The organism is Faecalibacterium hominis (ex Afrizal et al. 2022) (genome assembly GCF_049545105.1).
GTDB classification, from domain to species: Bacteria; Bacillota; Clostridia; order Oscillospirales; family Ruminococcaceae; genus Faecalibacterium; species Faecalibacterium duncaniae.
In genome coordinates this window covers 214,494-233,073 of record NZ_CP186860.1, presented here as the reverse complement: position 1 = coordinate 233,073, position 18,580 = coordinate 214,494, and the positions used below count along the sequence as shown (strand labels likewise).

Genomic DNA, 18,580 nt, shown 5'->3' with positions numbered 1-18,580 from the left:
AGACAGCCGCCTTTGGTTTTATGCTGTATTCTATTGGTCAATCTCTGAAAATCTTATCCAGTTCCCTTTCCATGGTGCCCGCCTTGGCAAATTCCAGCGTATCCACCTGACGGATATGGTGGGCGGTGATGCCGTGACCCTTTGCAAAGCCCAGAATGTAGCTGATGGCAATGCGGTAGATGATCTCAGTGGGCGCAAGCCCATAGACCTGCTTGGCAAAGATATGTTCCAGCCGGGCGTTATCGTCCGGGAAGGCTTGCCGCATCTTCTCGCTGCGGTAAAGGCGCTTAACGATTTCCGTAATGTACAGGCCGGACTTCATGTAGGGGTCCAGGAAGGTTTTGCCGGGGTCATCGAAGCAGCCGGGGTTTTCCTGTTCCAGCAGGTCCACCATCTTTTTCACCACCCACTTGGGGGTGAAGATCTGGTTGGTTTTCTGGGGCGGGATGTAATCGAAGATATCCTCGGTGCGGCTCTCGTCAAAATAATCTGCCAGCTTGACCTTCAGGTTCAAAAACTCCTTCACCGAATCGTCAAACACCACCGGATCGAACAGGTGGCCTGCAAAGTGCTCCTCCTGTCCGGTAGTCTGGTTGATGTACGGTCCGCCGTCCCGCAAAAAGCGGAACTGCTCCAGCGTGATGCTGGTGACCTCCTGAAAGACCTTGTCCGGGATGATCCGGTCAAAGTTTGCCAGTGTCACGGTCTCGTCGCCGTAGGCCATGAGGAAGGACGGAATGGTGCGGGAAAAGCCCCGGAGATGGTCACAGACGGTGTCCTCGTAGCCCTTTTTCTCCTGCTCCTTCTGGTTGGTCTCCACGGTGCGCACGATGGTCTGCTGCATTTCCTGCGCCGTCTGCTGGATGGTGGATTGCAACGTCTCCATGAGGGCGGCGGTGCTCTGCTGCTGCTTTGCATCAAACTCCCGGTTCACCTGCTGGCGCTGCTGGGCGGTGGTGCAGCTTTGCAGCTGCTGGGTGCGCTGGGTCTCTAGCTGGCTCTGGTCGATGCGGTAGTTGTCCACCACCTTGTTCACCGCCACGTCCATTTTGGCTTTGGCGGTGCTCTCAAACCGCTTCTGGTCGGACAGCTTCAGGTCCCGGCCATACTCCTGCTTTGCCTGCTCCACCATAGGAGCGATGATCTCTTTGGTGATGCTCTTTTTCAGGGGTTCCAGATGCTCTTCTTTGGCAGGAGCCGGAGCATCTGTCAGGTCTTGCAGGGCGGTGTCCAGTGCGGGGGTGCTCTCGTAAATTTTCGCCCCGAATACATCTGCCGCCTTGCCGATGACGTAGCCCTCGTCCAAATCCACCTCGCCCTTGTCGTTCAGGGAGAGGTCTGCGCCGGTGTCCGGGGTGATTTGGATGGGCTTTGCCTTTGCCTCGCTGATGGGCTGGAAGTTTTGCAGAATGTCCAGCACCTCCTGCGGCGCACTGAACACGTTGGAAATGTTCTGGAACAAAAAATTGCTCTGGAAGCCCATCCGCACCACTTCCTTGGACTTGATCTTTCGGGGGATGCTGAGGACTTTTTCTGCATCCAGCGGGATCATCTCCCCTTCCTCGTCCTCACCAATGACCGGGAAGAAGTTGAGCAGATTCTGAATGTGCGCCTTGCGCTCCTCGGTGTCGCCCTTGCCGCTGGCGGTGTCCTGTGAAAGGTCGTTGGCGAACTGCTCGTAGATCAGCAGAGTGCGGGCAGGGTCAAAATCGAACACATAGGCGTTCTCTTTGCGGCGGAAAGTGCCGTTTTCGTGGAAAAGGCAGGGGTTCTGGGCACGGAACGCTGCCTGCATATACAGCGCCGGGCTTTTCAGGTTGGAGAGCATCAGCACCGCTGACCACTCCGGGATGGTGACACCGGTAGTCAGCTGCCCCACCGACAGGGTAATGGTCTTTTCGTGGTGGGCGATGGCGGCTTTCACCCGATCAAAACTCTTCTGGTTCTCGTCCGTGTCGTCCAGCTTGCCGTCACCGGCGGCAAGGATCACCTCATAGTCCCGGAATACCGGGTGCGCCTGCAGCTTTTTCGCCAGCGCTCTGGCACTGTCCACCCGGTTCAGCAGCCAGAAGGTGTGCTTCAGTTCGGCACGCAGTTCCGGGGTGGAAAACGGAAATTTGTTCTGGGTGGTCATGGCATCCAGAAAGCGGTCCACCTCGGCGTCGTGCTCAAAGCTGCCGCTGGGCTTTACCTTGAAGAACTCGTTCAGATCAAAGGCAAATTCCTGCGTTTCGCCGTCGATCTCCACCCCCTGCTGAATTTCGTCCCGGATGATCTCGGACATCTGGTAGGTGTAGAGGTTGAGCATGGGGAGGTTTGCGTAGGGGTTCTGCTGCCCCGGTGCGCCCTGCCAGTTCCGCTTGGCGGCTTGCTCGTCGGCGTAGGTCCAGTTGAAGATGGCATCCCCGGCAAACTTATCGTTCGCCAGCGCCTTGAAGGGCGTGCCGGACAGGTGCAGCGTGAACTTGCGGCGAATACGGTCAAAGGCAAGGTCGGTCTTGTAGGTGTCCACGCCCTCGTGGGCTTCGTCGATGACCAGCACATCCCAGTTCAGCTCGGTCAGGTGTTGCAGCTTGTCGTACTCGCCGCCGAAATACTTGGAGCCTTTCATGTCCTGCAAGCTGACGAACTCAATGCGTTTATACAGCTCCTCGCCCTGTGCGGCGGCATCCAGATAGCCCTGCTCGTCCAGCACATGGGGCTGCCCGGCAAGGGCATCCACATGGCTGACAAACAGATAGCCGGACTCCCTGCCCAGAAAGCGCACATAGTCGCTGTACCAGCTATTGGCGATGGCAGGGCGGTTGGTGACGATAAGCACCGTCTGTGCATCGACCTGCTTGCAGAAATCGTAGACGGAAAGGGTCTTGCCAAAGCGGGGCTTGGCGTTCCAGAGGTATTCTCCGCCGGGGTGGCTCTGGTAATAGATTTTGGTGTCGTGGACAGCCCTTGCCTGTTCTTCCCGCAGGGTGTAGGCGATGGCGGCATCCAGCTGCACCCGGCCCCGGTTCATGCGGAAATCCTGAAAATACCGCCGGGACTGCTGCCCATCCAGATGGAACCACTCGTTTTTGCGGTCGTTCTCCACGTTCAGCTTGCGGAGGTAAGCGTGGAAATCGTGGTCGGTGAACACCTCGCCGCTGCCGTCATCGTAGACGGCATTGCCCCGCCACTCCTCATGGTACAGCACATCGGCGGTGTGGGTCTGCTGTTTCAGGCGTTTGTCTACCGACTGCTCGGTATAGCCGATCTTCGTCCAGCCGTTGTGCCGGGCAATTTCCGGGGTGGTATAGGCGTAGATCATGGGCACCACCTGCCGGGCAGTGCGCAGGGTTATGCCAGCCATTATGCCATCTCCTTTATCATTCCTTGAATATAGTTTACTTCTTTACTAGACAAATCATATCTTTCAAACAGTTGTTTGTCTGTCCATTTTCTTGTAAAATCCTGACAAGGAACAAATGCGAATGACGCTTTGCTTAACTGCTGCGTCATTGCAATTTGTAGGATAAGAAATCGAACAAATTGCGTCTTTAAGTAATCCATATAGTTGGTTGCTTCTTCTTTTGAATCAAATGCTCCCGCCACAAGATACGTTTCGGAACATATTTCACCCGGCTTCAAAAGCTCCATCGTCGAAAGAACACGGTACTTTCCATCCTTGGCTGGTTGTCCTGCGTGTTCTGCCGTAAGACGAGAAATGATAATTTTCCATTGGTCAATCATTTCTGTTCCTACCCTTATCTCGGTACTTTTATATGGGCCACGTCCTCCATTGTATCGTAGTGTAATGTCACCGGTTTTCATTGGCTTTGCTGTTGTTGCAAGTCCAAATGGTTTTCTGCTGGAAACCACTTTATCCAGTGTTAATTCTCCATCTTCTTTTACTTTTTTGACTATTTCGGATGCAACTGGATAGCGAATAAATGTTTGAAACTCATTCAAATCTCTGTATGCTGTTGTAGCTTTTCCATTACGATAGTTTGTATACTTACACTTACCGTTATATGCTTCTTTCCAGACAAAATAGCAAACGCCACCTGCAACATCTACATTCGGAAAAACATCTAGCGAATTAGAATAATCAACCAATGTTGAAATATGTCTATCTCCTAGCATTTCCTCTCTGAACTTATCTAGTCCTTTACCGCCGGAGTACCATTTTGCAGGAATAATCAAGCAAATTGCGCCTGGATGTGTAGTTTTGATTGCTTCGATAAAACGATTATAGATAGGCGTTGCACTTACGCCGGCACCGCCATCACTTATCTGATACGGCGGGTTTCCGATGACATAATCAAACTTCATGCTGGTACTCCCTTCCTGAATGGTTTCAAAGTTCTGGGCGGTTCCATGGCTGCCCTTGCGCCAGTTTTTCACTTTACAGGATACCGTGGGCGGCTGCGGCTCTGCCGCCCCGAACATGGAAAAGAGGTCAAGCTGTTCTGCCTCCGGCTGGGGCTTGCCGCCGGGCACAGACAGGTGCAGGCCGTCCATTTGCCACAGGTTCCAGCTGATGATGGTAGCGATAGGCTGTAACTCTTCTTTTGTGGGTTTGCGCTGCCAGCGGGCTTGCAGATGCTCTGCATAAGTCAGCAGCAGGTTGACCCGTGCCAACAAAAGATTATCTCCCTGATACTCATAGCCGTAGGTGGACTGCACCGCATGGGTGGCATATTTGCGCCACTCGTCCTCTGTGGCGGCGTTCTCGCTTACCACCCGCAGCTTGCGGTCCAGAATGCCAATGCGCCGAGCTACCGGGATCATCTCGCCGGTGGCGGCATCATATCGGGACGCCAGAAAGGGGGCTTCGCCGCAGGTCACCTCCAAACGGCGGCTCTGCACATACTGCACCCATGCCGGGGTCTTGCCCCCGCAAGCCGGGAACTGCACCGGCGTTTCCATCGTCTGCCAGCCTTGGGGCAGCTCCACCGTGAACTGCCCGGCGTTCTCCTCTGCCCCCAGCCCACGGAACCAGTCGGCGTCCAGTGCGTTGTTCATCTTGTTGCAGACCCATGCGGGCGAGAATACTTCGCCCTTTTTGCGGGTGCGCTGCTGCTGGGTGTCGGTCTGCTTCATCATCCGGGGCAGCACCACCTCGTAGTGGGTCAGCCCGAGCTGCTGGGTGGTGATCTGGGATCTATCCGTCACCGGCTCGTACATTACCGTTTGCAGTTCCTTCGGCGGGTCGGTTGCCCAGATGATGTTTTTACCGGTGGAGCGGTCTTTTAGAAGTGTATCCAGCACCGCCTGCACTTCCGGTGCGTGAAAGTCGATCAGTTGTTCCAACGGGGATTCCCTCGCTTTGCCTTAGCGTTGCGGCGGAAGTAGTAGTATTCATACTACTTTTGCCTCTTACTAGTAACAATCCTACCGCTTTTCCCCTTTTCTCCCTAAAAAGTGCTAATAATATTATTGCATTTAGGAAAAAGTAGGAAAATTTTCTATACTGTGATAGAAAGGTAGGATGTAAAAGCATGATTGGAGAGCGACTGGCCGAACTGCGAAAAATAAACGGCGACACACAACAGGGCATGGCAAACAAGCTACATGCAACGTTGTCTGCTGTTCGTTGTTGGGAACAAGAGAAAAGCTCTCCCAGCCATGAAATGTTGATTGCCATCTGCAAGCTCTACGGCACCTCCGCCGACTACCTGCTGGGGCTGACCGACATTGACCCCTCGGACGAAGCCCGCAAACAGCGCCAGCGCCTGACCGAAGAAGAACAGAACGAGATGCACCGCTACGAAGAATATCTGTTGTGGAAACGCAAAAAATAAGCCGCCCAGCGAGACCGTAAGGTCGCTGGGCGGCTGTTTTGTATATAAACTAGTTGTCTTCTCGAATTTCTTTCAAAATGTCCTCTGTTCGTTTTATTCCCATTTTACTAAAGTCAGATTTCAAACTATTATAGCATTTTTCAAGTTTTTCTTTATCATGTAGATATAACAAGGTCATAACATTATAACAAACCATTTTTTTGGTTTTTGACATATTATCAACAGGGAACGAATTTCTTTGATACAAGGGATCAATTTCTTCATCAATATAGCGATGCATCTCTAGCGTTCCTGTATACCAGTCCTTAAGCCAGTACGAATACTCATATGCAATTTCTTCATCTAGACTATCCCCAAGTTTCTCGATGTATGTTCTTATAATCTCTTTTTTCGTATGTATAAGCACTTCATCATATATATTACGAATTTTTTCTGTTGCGCCATGGAATTCATTGCTATTGTAATAGTCCAATGGACTTCTTTTATCGCTTCTGTTCTCACATAAAAACATGTTTTTTAAAACATCTCTGTAATATTCAATAAGTTCGTCATCATCTTTTTCCAACACCTGAAACCAATAATCATATTCCCCTGCCAGCTGCGTCAATTCTACACTATTTGATGCTTCATGTAATTTTGCTTTCCAACTTTGAATGTAAGTTTCTATCTCCTCATCAGTTTTGTAATAATTTGCTTTATCACCGGCTTCCTTGAATTTTTGATAATGTTTTTGAAGGGTTTCTTCACTAAGCATCTTAGAGCTTTTAAAATAGTTATAGATATCATCCAATAATGCGCCACTAGATTGAAGACATACATAGTTTGCAAGTCGGACATTTAAATGATTGCTCAAGATATGCCCATCTTTCCGGTATCTGCTGTTAGTATTTTCTTTCTCTATTGAATCGTTTTTATAGTATAACTTATCTACATCTTCTACAACAACAGCAAAGCAGAGCATCTTTACTTCGTTCATAAATTGTTCGTTTTCTATTTTCAGGCAATACTGTTTCACATCATTATAAAAATTTTGAGCCTTTTGCAATGTTCTCAAATTTTTTGCTTTATGATGCATCAAAAAGACATCAATAAATTCTCCATCTATTCCATACACTCCCCACTTAATCGATGCCGAGTGTTCCGTTACCTCAAAGATACGATCAATAGTTTTTTCTTTATACTTATTGAACGTAGTTCTTTCATTTTCATGAATTTCATTTGAATTGGCAATAAGAATAACCTTAATATAGTTGGACTGCTTTAGTTCCTCAATCACTCCAAAGAGTTCCTCCAAATCCAATCCAGCCTTTCGGCGTTCCAAATCGTCAATGACGATAATTCTGTTCTTTTTAAATTTGCTTGCCGTAACTGCAAACAACTCTCGCTCAGATACCGTTTGTGCAAGTGCACTATTCAAGTTTGCAACTTCTGCGCAGAAATTACCGGCCGCTTTGGCAAATCCTTTTGCCCTGCTTGCGATTTTCCCTCCATGAGAAGTACGCAATGCCAACTGAAAAAATGCTTCATGGTATATTTTTTGAACGTCATCCATTCCAAAAAGTGAGATAAAGCACGTTCTGTCCTTCATATCCTCCAGCGCTTTTCTTACCATGTAGGACTTACCAATTCCCCAAGCGCCATCAACTAAGATACATTTATAAGATTGCTTATCAATATTCCTGATGATATTTTCAACATAGTCAGCATTCATTAATTCTACCTCACACGAAAAGAAACTACTTTTATATCATTGTTGCCGTATGCTTCTTTAGCCCATCTCACGTTCTGATGTTACGATACTGCTCGTCGATCTCCTTTATGTTATAGTCCATCAGGCCGGGAATCCCCATTTCGCCGCCACATTCGTTGCAGAAAGCAGCCGTGATTTCAAAAGTATACTCCTTTTCCCGGATGGTCCGGTTGATTTTGATTTTCTTCAAGGTGTAGCTCGTTTCTCTGCGGCATTCTGTGCAGAAGTCCTTTTGATTCTCCAAGGCGGCACACTCCCTTCCGTCTTTACATCCCTTTCTATTATTGTATTCCTATCTCTATTCTTCGTCAATAAAAAACCGCTGACAGTCTGCCGCTCGCAGAATCCATCAGTGGGTTTCATAAGTCTTCAAATCCCCTAGACGCAAAAAATCGGCACCCGCTTTTCAGCGAGTGCCGATTTTGTTACCCTATAGTGCGCTTTGATTTTTGGCGTAAGTGGCGTAAGTTTGGCGTAAATCCGCTTTTGCGCGCTCCAAAAATCAAGGATTCATGCGGTTTTTAGGCAGTTATTAGTACATGCCGCCCATGCCGCCCATGTCACCACCGGCTGCGGGAGCAGCGGGGGGTTCGGGCAGGTCAGCGACCAGGCTCTCGGTGGTCAGCACCATCTCAGCGACGGATGCTGCGTTCTCCAGAGCGGAACGGGTGACCTTGGTGGGGTCAACGATACCGGCGGCGATCATATCCTCAACAAAGACCTCGTTCTGAGCGTCGAAGCCGTAGTTGGGCTTGTTGGCAGAAACGATCTTGTCGATGATGACGCTGCCTTCCAGACCGGCGTTCTTGGCGATCTGGCGCAGAGGTGCCTCCAGAGCCTTCAGGACGATCTTGGCACCGGTGCGCTCGTCGCCTTCCAGCGTGTCGCACAGGGCGCGCACAGCGGGGATGGCGTTGATGGGAGCAGTGCCGCCGCCAGCGACAACGCCTTCCTGAACGGCAGCCTTGGTTGCGTTCAGAGCGTCCTCGATGCGCAGCTTCTTATCCTTCATCTCGACCTCGGTAGCAGCACCGACTTTGATGACTGCAACGCCGCCGGCCAGCTTTGCCAGGCGCTCCTGCAGCTTCTCGCGGTCGAAATCGCTGGTGGAAGCCTCGATCTGGTTGCGGATCTGTGCAATGCGGGCTGCAATGGCATCCTTATCGCCTGCGCCGCCCACGATGGTGGTGTTCTCCTTGGTGACCTTGACCTGACGGGCATGGCCCAGCATCTGGACGGTAGCGTCCTTCAGCTCATAGCCCAGATCAGCGGACACAACGGTGCCGCCGGTCAGGATAGCGATATCCTGCAGCATCTCCTTGCGGCGGTCGCCAAAGCCGGGAGCCTTAACAGCGCAGACGTTCAGGGTGCCGCGCAGGCGGTTGACGATCAGGGTGGACAGAGCCTCGCCCTCGATGTCCTCAGCCACGATCAACAGCTTCATGCCGTTCTGCATGACCTGCTCCAGCAGGGGGACCAGATCCTGGATGACGCTGATCTTCTTATCGGTGATCAGGATGGCGGCGTTGTCCAGAACAGCCTCCATCTTGTCGGTATCGGTGACCATATAGGGGGTCAGGTAGCCGCGGTCAAACTGCATACCTTCCACGATCTCGTTGTAGGTCTCGGCGGTGGTCTTGTTCTCCTCGATGGTGATGACACCGTCGGAGGTGACCTTCTCCATGGCCTCGGCGATCAGGCGGCCGATCTCGGGGTCACCGGCAGAAATGGTGCCGACGCGGGCGATATCGTTGCTGTCCTTAACCTTCTGGCTGTGGGCCTTGATGGTCTCAACGGCCTTGGCAACAGCCTTGCTCATGCCGCGGCGGATATCCATGGGGTTGGCACCGGCGGTAACGTTCTTCATTCCCTCGGTGACCATGGCCTGTGCCAGAACGGTTGCGGTGGTGGTGCCGTCGCCTGCGGCATCGTTGGTCTTGGTTGCGACCTCACGCACCAGCTGTGCGCCCATGTTCTCGAACTCGTCCTTCAGCTCGATCTCCTTGGCAATGGTCACGCCATCGTTGGTGATGACGGGTGCGCCGAACTTCTTGCCCAGCACCACATTGCGGCCCTTGGGGCCCAGGGTGATCTTCACGGTATTTGCCAGGGTATCAATACCGGCACACAGTGCCTTGCGGGCATCCTCGCCCTGCTTGATCTGTTTTGCCATAATCAAATCGCTCCTTCAAAGCTCAAATTTCAATTTCAGAGGGGAAACTTACTCCACGATGGCCAGGATATCGCCCTGACGCACGATGGTGCACTCCTCGCCGTCCACCTTGACCTCAGTACCGGAGTACTTGCTGGTCAGGACCTTATCGCCAACCTTCACGGTCATCTTGACTTCGTTGCCGTCCACGATGCCGCCGGGGCCAACAGCCACGACCTCAGCCACCTGGGGCTTCTCCTTGGCGCTGCCGGTCAGGATGAGGCCGCCCTTGGTGGTCTCCTCAACTTCAACGGCCTTGATAACAACACGGTCTGCAAGAGGAATGATCTTCATAGTTCTTGCCCTCCTATAATAAAATATAATGAAAACTTTTTTGGCACCTTCGGCCCGTTCCTGCTGGGCCTCCGGTTGTTTAGCACTCCTTTTCTCTGAGTGCTAAGTGTATTGTACTCATCTTGAACTGAAAAATCAAGACCTTTTTGATTTTTCTTTTTGAACAATTTGTGACCACTCGAAAAAGTATCCTTACATCGAAAAAAGAGCAGCTCTCTTTTCCGGAGAGACTGCTCTTTTTCATCCAAACATCTTCTTATTTTACGTCCGCACTGCTTCTTTTCGCCACAAACCGCTCATACGCCGGGACGGGCAGGAGGATACGGCCGCTCAGGGGGCGCAGAACAGCCTCCACCGCATCACAGGGGGCGCACTCGCCGTCGGCAGTGGCAATGATGGGACCGCGGCCATCGGCGGGGCGCAGCGCCACCCGCCGGGCACGGCGGTAGAGGAAGTAGGGCTTTGCCTCCTCGGTGAGCTGGCCGTTCACAAAGTGCCGGCCGCTCTTGTACATCCCCAGCAGCTTGGCAATGGTCAGCCGCCCCACCCTGCGGACGATCATCACGTCCAGCCAGCCGTCGGCGGGGTCGGCCTCGGGAGCGGCAAGGAAGCCGCCGCCATAGGCCCGGCCATTGCAGATGGCGCACATCAGGCAGTCCACGGTCAGCTCCTCGTCATCAATGGTAAAGGTGACCCTGCGGCCGATGTGGCCGCAGAGCTGCTCCACGATGGAGAGCAGGTAGGACACCTCGCCGCCGCACAGGGGGATCCGCCGGAACTTGGGGATGCCGTAGGCCACCTGCGCGTCCAGACCCGCCGCGCAGATGGTGGCGGACAGGCCCAGACTGGTCTCCAACAGGTCGATGGTCACTTCCCCGCCCGCCAGCTGGGCATCGAGGTCGGTGAACTCTGCCCGGGTGCCGTAGGTGCGCAGGAAGTCGTTGCCGCTGCCGTAGGGCAGGCAGCCCACGGCGGCGTTGACAAAGCCCTGCACGCCGGTCATGGCTTCCATGAAGGTGCCGTCGCCGCCCGCTGTCCAGATGCGCAGGCTGTCCCCGGCCTGCGCTGCCTCCTGGGCTGCGGCACGGGCCAGCTCCCGGGCGTGGCCCGCATATTCGGTGGTGTGGATGGTATAATCCGCCGCGCTCCACCCGGCCCGGGCGGCAGCGGCTCTGATCTGCGGGATGAGCTGGACAGTGCAGTCCTGCTTACCCGCAGCGGGATTCAGTAAAAACAAATAGCGCATGATTTCCTCCTTGAGGCGTTTCACTTTCTCTATGATAAACGAAAACGCCGGAGGATGCAAGGGGGAAACGGGCTCACCCTCTCAGTCTCGCTTTGCTCGCCAGCTCTCCCAAAGGGGGAGCCAATGCATCTGTAAGGGGAGAGGGTGCTTACGGCTAAACCTCTCAGCCGTCGCTGACGCTCGGCAGCTCCCCTGGTAGGGGAGCCCTTGGCAGGCCGTCGCGTTTTCGGGGTCTGGCGCTTCGCTCCTGTTTGCCCTGCTGGCGCAAAGCCTTATCCTTGCGGCAGGAGTACGTTTTGGAGCGTCAGCGATCATTGCGAAAAATGAACCCTATGCCAAGGCCTCCCCTACTAGGCAACAACGACGACCGCCGCCAGCGGCGGAAACAGGGAGGAGTTGTTGGGGCCGCGGCCAGCAGGACACGAGTGCTCTGCACGAAGTGGACGCTGGGTGCCGCAACCCGGACAGGTGGCAAAACCGTCATGCTTTAACAGAGAGGGTCGATTCCTCCATCAAGGTCACCTCCCCATCCACCGTACAGTCGGCGGTCCAGTGCTGGCCGGTGTGGGCCGTGCCGGAGGCGATCTGGTTGGCGAGGGCCTGTTCCACGGCGCGGTCCACCTGCCGCCGCAGCTCCCGGGCCCCATAGGGCGAGCGCGCCCTTGCGGCCAGCACCGCCCCCACCCGGGGCGTATGGGTCAGCTGATACCCATTGCGGGCGGCACGGGCTTCCAGCTGGCCCAGCAGCTTCTCGGCGATGGCACACAGGCTGTCCTCCGCAAGGGGACGGAACACGATGAGCTCATCCAGCCGCCCCACCAGCTCGGGCCGGAACCACTTCTTGGCTTCCTCAATGGCCTGGGCCGACTGCTTCTCGAACACGGCCTCGCTGCCCGCCGCAAAACCCAGCGGGGCGCTCTGCCCCGCCAGAAAGCGTGCCCCCAGGTTGGAGGTGAGCAGGACGATGGTATTGCGGAAATCTGCCTTGCGGCCCATGGCATCGGTGAGCTGGCCGTCCTCCAGGATCTGCAGCAGGATATTCTGGATGTCCGGGTGGGCCTTTTCGATCTCGTCAAAGAGCACCACGCTGTAGGGGCGGCGGCGGACGGCTTCGGTGAGCTGGCCGCCCTCATCGTGGCCAAGGTAGCCCGGAGGCGCGCCCAGCAGGCGGGCCGTGGTGTGCTGCTCTTGATACTCCGACATATCGAACTTGAGCAGGGCCTTCTCGCTGCCGAACCAGCTGGCGGCAAGGGCCTTGGCAAGGGCGGTCTTGCCCACGCCGGTGGGCCCCAGAAAGAGCATGGCCCCCATGGGGCGGCCCGGCTCCCCCAGCCCGGTGCGGCTGCGCCGGATGGCCCCGGCCACCGCCGCCACGGCCTTCTGCTGGCCCACGATCTCGGCGTTGAGGCGGGATTCCAGCTTGTCCAGCCGTTCCCGTTCCTTCTCCCCCACCCGCTCCACGGGCACGCCGCTGGCCTGCGCCACCACCCGGGCAATGTCCTCCCGGGTGAGGGTGGGATCTGCTTTCCCCTCCCGCTCGGCGCGGATGCGGGCAGCGGCACAGGCCTCGTCCACAAGGTCGATGGCCTTATCGGGCAGGAAGCGCCCCGGCAGGTACCGCACCGAGAGCTCCACGGCCTCCCGCAGTGTCTCAGGCGGCAGATGCACGCTGTGGTAGCGCTCGTAGCGGGGGGCAAGGCCCTCCAGGATCGCCGCGGCCTGCGCCGGGGTAGGCTCCTCGATCTGCACCCGGCCAAAGCGGCGCTCCAGTGCGGCATCTTTCTGGATATGGGTGCGGAACTCCTGATCGGTGGTGGCCCCGATGAGCTGCAGCTCCCCCCGGGCCAGCACGGGCTTCAGGATGCTGGCCGCATCAATGGCTCCCTCTGCCGCGCCGGCTCCTACGATGGTGTGGAACTCGTCCACAAACAGGATGGCGCTGCCGTCCCGCACAAGCTCCTCCAGAAGGGTCTTGAACCGCTCCTCAAAGTCGCCCCGGTACTTGGTGCCCGCCACAAGGCTGGCCATATCCAGCGCCAGCAGCCGCCGCCCCTGCAGCATCCGGGGCACGTTCCGGCTGGCGATGCGCTGGGCAAGGCCCTCGGCAAGGGCCGTTTTGCCCACGCCCGGCTCCCCCACCAGACAGGGGTTATTCTTCTGGCGGCGGCACAGGATCTCCACCATCCGGTCCAGCTCCGCATCCCGGCAGAACACCGGGTCCAGCTCACCGTCCACCGCGCGGCGGGTCAGGTCGCGGCAATACTTATCGCTGGCACGGCTGCCCCGGGGCATGGCGCTGGCCCGGGGCGTGCCGGGCAGGATGAACTGCCCCGAGAGCTGGCGGCACTCCCGCACGGCCTCGGCCAGCTGCACCCCCATGGAGGCCAGCAGCACCCCCGCCGCGCAGTCGGTATCCTCCAGCATGGCACAGAGCAGGTGCTCCGGCTCCGCCTTGGGCAGGTGGGCGTTCTGTGCCCCGATGAGGGCATAATCCATGGCCCGGCGCAGGTCAGGGGCCAACGCCTTTCTGTCCAGCTGCCGGGCCGGGCTGGTGCGGCCCTCGGCCAGCTGGCGGCGCACGGCGGGCTCGGTGATGTTCTTGCCCGCCAGAAACCGCCCCGCCGGGCCACGGTCGGTCTGCAGCATGGCAAGCAGCAGGTGCCCGGTATCCGCCCGGGCACAGCCCATGCTGCCCGCAAGCTCCACGGCTTCGTCCAGCAGCAGCCCTGCCTCCCGCGAAAACCCCTTGTGTCTGCCCATGCCGAATGCTTCCCAAATGCTCATGCTCTGCTCCTTGCTGTATTGTTTCATACACAGCAAAGTATAGGCTCAACCTCCACGAAAAAAACAGCAATTTGTGTCAACCCTCTCAGTCAAAGCCTATCGGCTTTGCCAGCTCCCCCGAGGGGGGAGCCAATTGCGGCCTGGCCTCTAGTGGCTGCTGAATTGAGACGATGCGTTGGCTCTCCCTTTGGGAGAGCTGTCGAGCAAAGCGAGACTGAGAGGGCGCTGCACAGCAAAAAAGCGCCGTGCAATGCACGACGCTTTCTCTGCGTTGATGGTTACATCTCTGCCAGAGCCTTTTTCAGGTTCTTGGCGATCTGGTCGGGGCAGCTGGTGGGGCGGGGGCCGCAGGTGGTACCCTCCATGCGGGCGATGGCATCCTCAGCCTTCATGCCCTTGAGCAGGCGGCTGATGCCCTTGAGGTTGCCGTTGCAGCCGCCGATAACCTCAACGGACTCGATGGTGTGGTCATCGTTCAGCACGATGTTGGTCTGCCTGGAACAGGTGCCCACATTGGGGAAGCTGAAAGATTTGCTCATGGAAAACATCCTCTCTTTTTGACTTGCCCACAGTATACTACAAAAACAACGTTCCTGCAAGAGGCGGAACCTGCCCTCTTTGCCAAGGGCTCCCCCTTCGGGGGAGCTGTCGAGCAAAGCGAGACTGAGAGGGTGAGGATGCTCACGGACTTTACCGAACTCACCCTCTCAGTCATTGCTGACGCAATGCCACCTCTCCCGAAGGGCGAGGCCTTGGCAGTTCTCATAAGAATGCTCAAATCGGTTTACTTTTTCCGCTTCCGGGCCAGCTCCTCGATCCGCGCGATCTGGTCATCGGGGGTGGTGCAGGTGCCCACGGGGTAGACCTTTTTGTGGTTGGCCCCGTGGAAGTCGGTGCCGCCGGTGTGGATGAGGTGATACTGCCCACAGAGGGCGGCACACTCGGCCTTGTCCTCGGGGCTGTTGCTGGGGTGATCGATCTCGATGCCGTCCACCATCCCCTCCATGACCAGCTCCCGGAGCAGGGGCATACTCTTGTACACGGTGGGGTGGGCGAACACCACCACGGCACCGGCGGCTCTGGCTGTGGCCAGAACCTCCCGCACCGGGATATACTCGGGCGAGTGGAGCACCCTGCCCCGCGGGTTCCAGCCGAACAGCTCATGGTAGCGCTCGCCGTAGATGCTGTCGGCAAGGCCCAGCTCCCGCAGCGCCTGCATGATGCCGCTCTTATAGAGCACGCCGCTGTCTCTGGCGTATTCCAGCGCCTGCTCGGTGCGGAACTGGGGGAAGATGGCTTCCAACTCCCGGGCGCTCTGCAAACAGCACTCGTTGCGGCGCTGGCGCATGATATCGCAGTGACGGCGCAGGGCCTCGCTCTCGGGGTCGGGCCAGTAGGCCAGCAGGTGGACCCGGTGCTGGCGCTCGTAATCGTAGCCGGTGAGCTCGGTGGCCGGGATGAGCTTTACCCCATCCTGCACCGGGTGGTCGTAGGCATACTGCACGCTGCGCAGTGTATCGTGGTCAGAGATGGCCATGGCATCCAGCCCCACCCGGGCTGCCATCAGGGGCAGCCGGGCCACGGGCACGGAGCCGTCGGAATAGGTGGTGTGGTTGTGTAGATCGCCGGGCATGGAATGGAACCTCCTGAGAATGTAACGGATAAACCCCACCGTCATTTCGTCTCACGGAGAGCGGCTGCTCTGTACAACCTCTCCGTCATCATCGCTTTGCTCGATGCCACCTCCCCTAGTAGGGGAGGCCTTGGCATTCCGTTGCGTTTTCGAGCACAAGCGCTTCGCTACTTTTTGCACTGCTACCGCCAGATTTTGCCTTGCGGCAGATGCTGGTTTTGGAGCCGCAGGCGATGATAGCGAAAAATGAATCTTCTGCCAAGGGCTCCCCTACTAGGGGAGCTGCCGAGCGTCAGCGACGGCTGAGAGGTTGTACGAAGGACAGCCTGCCCCCATAGATGCGTTGGCTCTCCCTTTGGGGGAGCTGCCGAGCGTCAGCGACGGCTGAGAGGTTTAATGCTTATAATAATTGATCAAACACCCGTCTGCCAAAATCTCCCGCTCATCGGAGGTCAGCGGTGCCATATAGAGGGCAAAGGGCTTCACTTCCTCCCCCAGCACATAGGCAGGGATGTTCTGCAGATCGCCCTTGAGGGCTTCCCGGACATGGGGGATGAGGATGTAATCCCCCAGGCCAAAGGGAGCCGCGCCGTTGAGCTGGAAGGGCAGCATGCCCCAGTTGATGAGGTTGGAGCGGTAACGCTTGGTGGCGTACTCGTTGACGATGTTGGCCCCGGCCCCCAGCACGCGCTGGCAGCTGGCGGCCTGCTCACGGGCAGAGCCGTCGCCGGGCTTGACGGCAAAAATGGTGGAGGCCAGCTGCACATCGTCCCAGGTCAGGGCCTCGCAGCCGGGCACGGCGCGGATCTTTGCCAGCAGGGCGGCATCCCCCTGCCCTGCCCGGCGGGCGGCTTCCTCGGCCTGCACGGCCTTGGCACGCCCCACATAGGCGGGGTCCTTGCGGCTGAGGGTGAACTCAGCCAGACCCAGGGGGTTGGAGCGGTAGGAAGAGGTCTCACCCGAGGGGATGAGCTCGTCCGTGGTGGTGACGGGGTCGGTGATGTAGGAGGCCACCTTCAGCAGCAGGTTGTCGCCCAGCGGGGCGATCTCGGGCCAGTCCTTGATGTTGGGGCCCAGCTTGAGCAGGGCATCGTAATCGCCGTGGCCAAAGCCCTGATACACCCGGGCCTCGTAGCTGGAGGGGTCGTAGTGATATTCGGGCACGGTGGGGTCGTAATCCACCTCTGTTGCGGGGGTCAGGATGCCGCCGTTTGCCGTGGTGGCGGCAATGCTGCGGGCATCCATCAGGGCCACGCCTGCCAGCTGGCCGCTGCCGGGCTTGGAGCCCTCGCGGCTGGGGAAGTTGCGGGTGGTGTGGCGGATGGACAGCGCCCCGTTGGCGGGCACATCGCCCGCGCCGAAGCAGGGGCCGCAGAAGGCCGTGCGGATGGTGGCACCGCTGGCCATCAGGTCGGTGAGCACGCCGGTGCGGTTCAGCTCCATCATAATGGGCTGGCTGCCGGGGTAGACGCTGAGGGCGTAATCCCCGCAGCCGCCGGTATGACCCTTGAGGATGGAAGCGGCCTCGTAGATGCTGTCAAACAGGCCGCCCGCGCAGCCCGCGATGACTCCCTGATCCACCCGGAGCCTGCCGTTTTCGATCTTGCTGCACAGGTCCAGCTTCACGTCAGAGCGGCCCACCAGCTTCTGGACGTTCTCCTCACATTCGTGGAGGATGTCCTTGAGGTTGGCGTTCAGCTCCTCGATGGGAAAGGCGTTGGAGGGGTGCATGGGCAGGGCGATCATGGGCCGGATCTTGGAAAGGTCCACGCTCACCACGCCGTCGTAATAGGCCAGCTCTGCCGGGTGCAGGGGCTTGTAGTCCCCTGCCCTGCCATGGACCGTGAGGTACTGCCGGGTCTTTTCATCGGTCTCCCAGATGGAGGAAAGGCAGGTGGTCTCGGTGGTCATGGCATCAATGGCGTTGCGGGTGTCCTGCCGCAGGGAGGCGATGCCGGGGCCCACAAACTCCATGACCTTGTTCTTGACATAGCCGCTCTTGAACAGCTCGCCCACCAGTGCAATGGCCACATCGTGGGGGCCGCAGCCTGCGGGCAGAGCGCCGGTCAGGCAGATGGCCACCACGCCGGGGCGGGCCACATCGTAAGTGCGGCCCAGCAACTGCTTTGCCAGCTCGCCGCCGCCCTCGCCGATGGCCATGGTGCCCAGCGCGCCGTAGCGGGTGTGGGAATCGGAGCCAAGGATCATTTTGCCGCAGCCCGCAAAGCGCTCGCGCATGTACTGGTGGATGACCGCCATGTGGGGCGGCACAAAGATGCCGCCGTACTTTTTGGCAGCGGACAGGCCGAAGCGGTGGTCATCCTCGTTGATGGTGCCGCCCACAGCGCACAGGCTGTTGTGGCAGTTGGTCAGCACATAGGGGATGGGGAACTTTTCCAGCCCCGAGGCACGGGCCGTCTGGATGATGCCCACAAAGGTGATGTCGTGGCTTGCCATGGCATCGAACTTGATCCGGAGATCCCGGTCGCTGCCGCTGGTGTTGTGGGCGGTGAGGATGCCGTAGGCCATGGTGCCCTTGTAGGCCTGGCCGGCCTGCTCCGCAGTCACGCCCGCGGCTGCCAGTGCCGCAGGAGCCTGCGCGTCGGCGGGCACCCACTGCCCCCGCAGGTAGTATGCACCCGAGGCGCTGCATTTGATCGATTCCAACATAATACTTCCCCTCGCTTTTGCAAAAAAGGACTGCGGCGCTCCGGGGGCAACCCCCCAGTCTCGCTTTGATCGACAGCCCCCCTAGTAGTGGGGCCCTTGGCATGGCGTAAAGCTTTGCCATTTTGCCAAGGCCGCCCCTAGTAGGCAACAACGACGACCGCCGCCAGTGGCGGAAGCAGGGAGGAGTTGTTGGGGCAGCGGCCAGCAGGAC

12 protein-coding genes are annotated in these 18,580 nt (G+C 57.4%); 1 reads left to right on the top strand and 11 read right to left on the bottom strand.

Going from position 1 to position 18,580, the window contains the following annotated elements; translation table 11 throughout:
- Positions 1–37: 37 nt before the first annotated feature.
- Together ACKXGA_RS01130 and ACKXGA_RS01125 are read right to left on the bottom strand one after the other, a co-directional pair.
- On the bottom strand, positions 38–3,346 hold the full coding sequence (locus ACKXGA_RS01130) for a DEAD/DEAH box helicase family protein (RefSeq protein ID WP_423729886.1): 3,309 nt from the start codon (positions 3,344–3,346) through the stop codon (positions 38–40).
- A complete protein-coding gene (locus ACKXGA_RS01125) occupies positions 3,346–5,289 on the bottom strand; it encodes an Eco57I restriction-modification methylase domain-containing protein (protein WP_417945259.1) in 1,944 nt (647 codons plus the stop codon). The genes ACKXGA_RS01130 and ACKXGA_RS01125 overlap by 1 nt, the downstream gene beginning before the upstream one ends.
- A gap of 188 nt (positions 5,290–5,477) precedes the next feature.
- On the opposite strand from ACKXGA_RS01125, the gene ACKXGA_RS01120 reads away from it, so the two are divergent.
- Positions 5,478–5,780 carry a helix-turn-helix domain-containing protein gene (locus ACKXGA_RS01120; RefSeq protein WP_117948492.1) on the top strand — a complete coding sequence of 101 codons (303 nt, stop codon included), beginning with the start codon at positions 5,478–5,480 and terminating at the stop codon, positions 5,778–5,780.
- A 49-nt stretch (positions 5,781–5,829) separates the two neighbouring features.
- Here ACKXGA_RS01120 and ACKXGA_RS01115 read toward each other — a convergent pair whose 3' ends face one another.
- The 9 genes from ACKXGA_RS01115 to ACKXGA_RS01075 form a co-directional block, all read right to left on the bottom strand.
- Positions 5,830–7,491 (bottom strand): P-loop NTPase fold protein, encoded by a 1,662-nt coding sequence (locus ACKXGA_RS01115; RefSeq protein WP_129873121.1) that lies wholly within the window; start codon positions 7,489–7,491, stop codon positions 5,830–5,832.
- Between the two features lie 67 nt (positions 7,492–7,558).
- Positions 7,559–7,774, bottom strand: a complete 216-nt coding sequence (locus tag ACKXGA_RS01110; RefSeq protein WP_192918718.1) for a hypothetical protein — start codon at positions 7,772–7,774, stop codon at positions 7,559–7,561.
- Between the two features lie 288 nt (positions 7,775–8,062).
- A complete protein-coding gene (groL, locus tag ACKXGA_RS01105) occupies positions 8,063–9,703 on the bottom strand; it encodes a chaperonin GroEL (protein WP_215665834.1) in 1,641 nt (546 codons plus the stop codon).
- A gap of 48 nt (positions 9,704–9,751) precedes the next feature.
- Complete coding sequence (locus ACKXGA_RS01100) at positions 9,752–10,036, bottom strand: co-chaperone GroES (RefSeq protein WP_005932536.1); 285 nt, start codon at positions 10,034–10,036, stop codon at positions 9,752–9,754.
- Positions 10,037–10,292: 256 nt separating this feature from the next.
- Positions 10,293–11,282, bottom strand: a complete 990-nt coding sequence (locus ACKXGA_RS01095) for a diacylglycerol/lipid kinase family protein (RefSeq protein WP_423729885.1) — start codon at positions 11,280–11,282, stop codon at positions 10,293–10,295.
- A 480-nt stretch (positions 11,283–11,762) separates the two neighbouring features.
- A complete protein-coding gene (locus tag ACKXGA_RS01090; protein ID WP_423729884.1) occupies positions 11,763–14,066 on the bottom strand; it encodes an ATP-dependent Clp protease ATP-binding subunit in 2,304 nt (767 codons plus the stop codon).
- Between the two features lie 278 nt (positions 14,067–14,344).
- Positions 14,345–14,605, bottom strand: coding sequence for a TIGR03905 family TSCPD domain-containing protein (locus ACKXGA_RS01085; protein ID WP_154276315.1), 261 nt, complete (start codon positions 14,603–14,605; stop codon positions 14,345–14,347).
- Between the two features lie 245 nt (positions 14,606–14,850).
- Positions 14,851–15,699 carry a PHP domain-containing protein gene (locus ACKXGA_RS01080; RefSeq protein WP_423729883.1) on the bottom strand — a complete coding sequence of 283 codons (849 nt, stop codon included), beginning with the start codon at positions 15,697–15,699 and terminating at the stop codon, positions 14,851–14,853.
- 393 nt (positions 15,700–16,092) lie between these two features.
- Positions 16,093–18,369: a hydratase gene (locus ACKXGA_RS01075; RefSeq protein WP_423729882.1), complete on the bottom strand. Its 2,277-nt coding sequence runs from the start codon at positions 18,367–18,369 to the stop codon at positions 16,093–16,095.
- Between the last annotated feature and the right edge of the window lie 211 nt (positions 18,370–18,580).

Bases quoted from the DNA above. Each gene is read 5' to 3' on its own strand.
- ACKXGA_RS01130 (WP_423729886.1), bottom strand. From the start codon at position 3,346: ATGGCTGGCATAACCCTGCGCACTGCCCGGCAGGTGGTGCCCATGATC.
- ACKXGA_RS01120 (WP_117948492.1), top strand. From the start codon at position 5,478: ATGATTGGAGAGCGACTGGCCGAACTGCGAAAAATAAACGGCGACACA.
- ACKXGA_RS01115 (WP_129873121.1), bottom strand. From the start codon at position 7,491: ATGAATGCTGACTATGTTGAAAATATCATCAGGAATATTGATAAGCAA.
- groL (WP_215665834.1), bottom strand. From the start codon at position 9,703: ATGGCAAAACAGATCAAGCAGGGCGAGGATGCCCGCAAGGCACTGTGT.
- ACKXGA_RS01100 (WP_005932536.1), bottom strand. From the start codon at position 10,036: ATGAAGATCATTCCTCTTGCAGACCGTGTTGTTATCAAGGCCGTTGAA.
- ACKXGA_RS01095 (WP_423729885.1), bottom strand. From the start codon at position 11,282: ATGCGCTATTTGTTTTTACTGAATCCCGCTGCGGGTAAGCAGGACTGC.
- ACKXGA_RS01090 (WP_423729884.1), bottom strand. From the start codon at position 14,066: ATGAGCATTTGGGAAGCATTCGGCATGGGCAGACACAAGGGGTTTTCG.
- ACKXGA_RS01085 (WP_154276315.1), bottom strand. From the start codon at position 14,605: ATGAGCAAATCTTTCAGCTTCCCCAATGTGGGCACCTGTTCCAGGCAG.
- ACKXGA_RS01080 (WP_423729883.1), bottom strand. From the start codon at position 15,699: ATGCCCGGCGATCTACACAACCACACCACCTATTCCGACGGCTCCGTG.
- ACKXGA_RS01075 (WP_423729882.1), bottom strand. From the start codon at position 18,369: ATGTTGGAATCGATCAAATGCAGCGCCTCGGGTGCATACTACCTGCGG.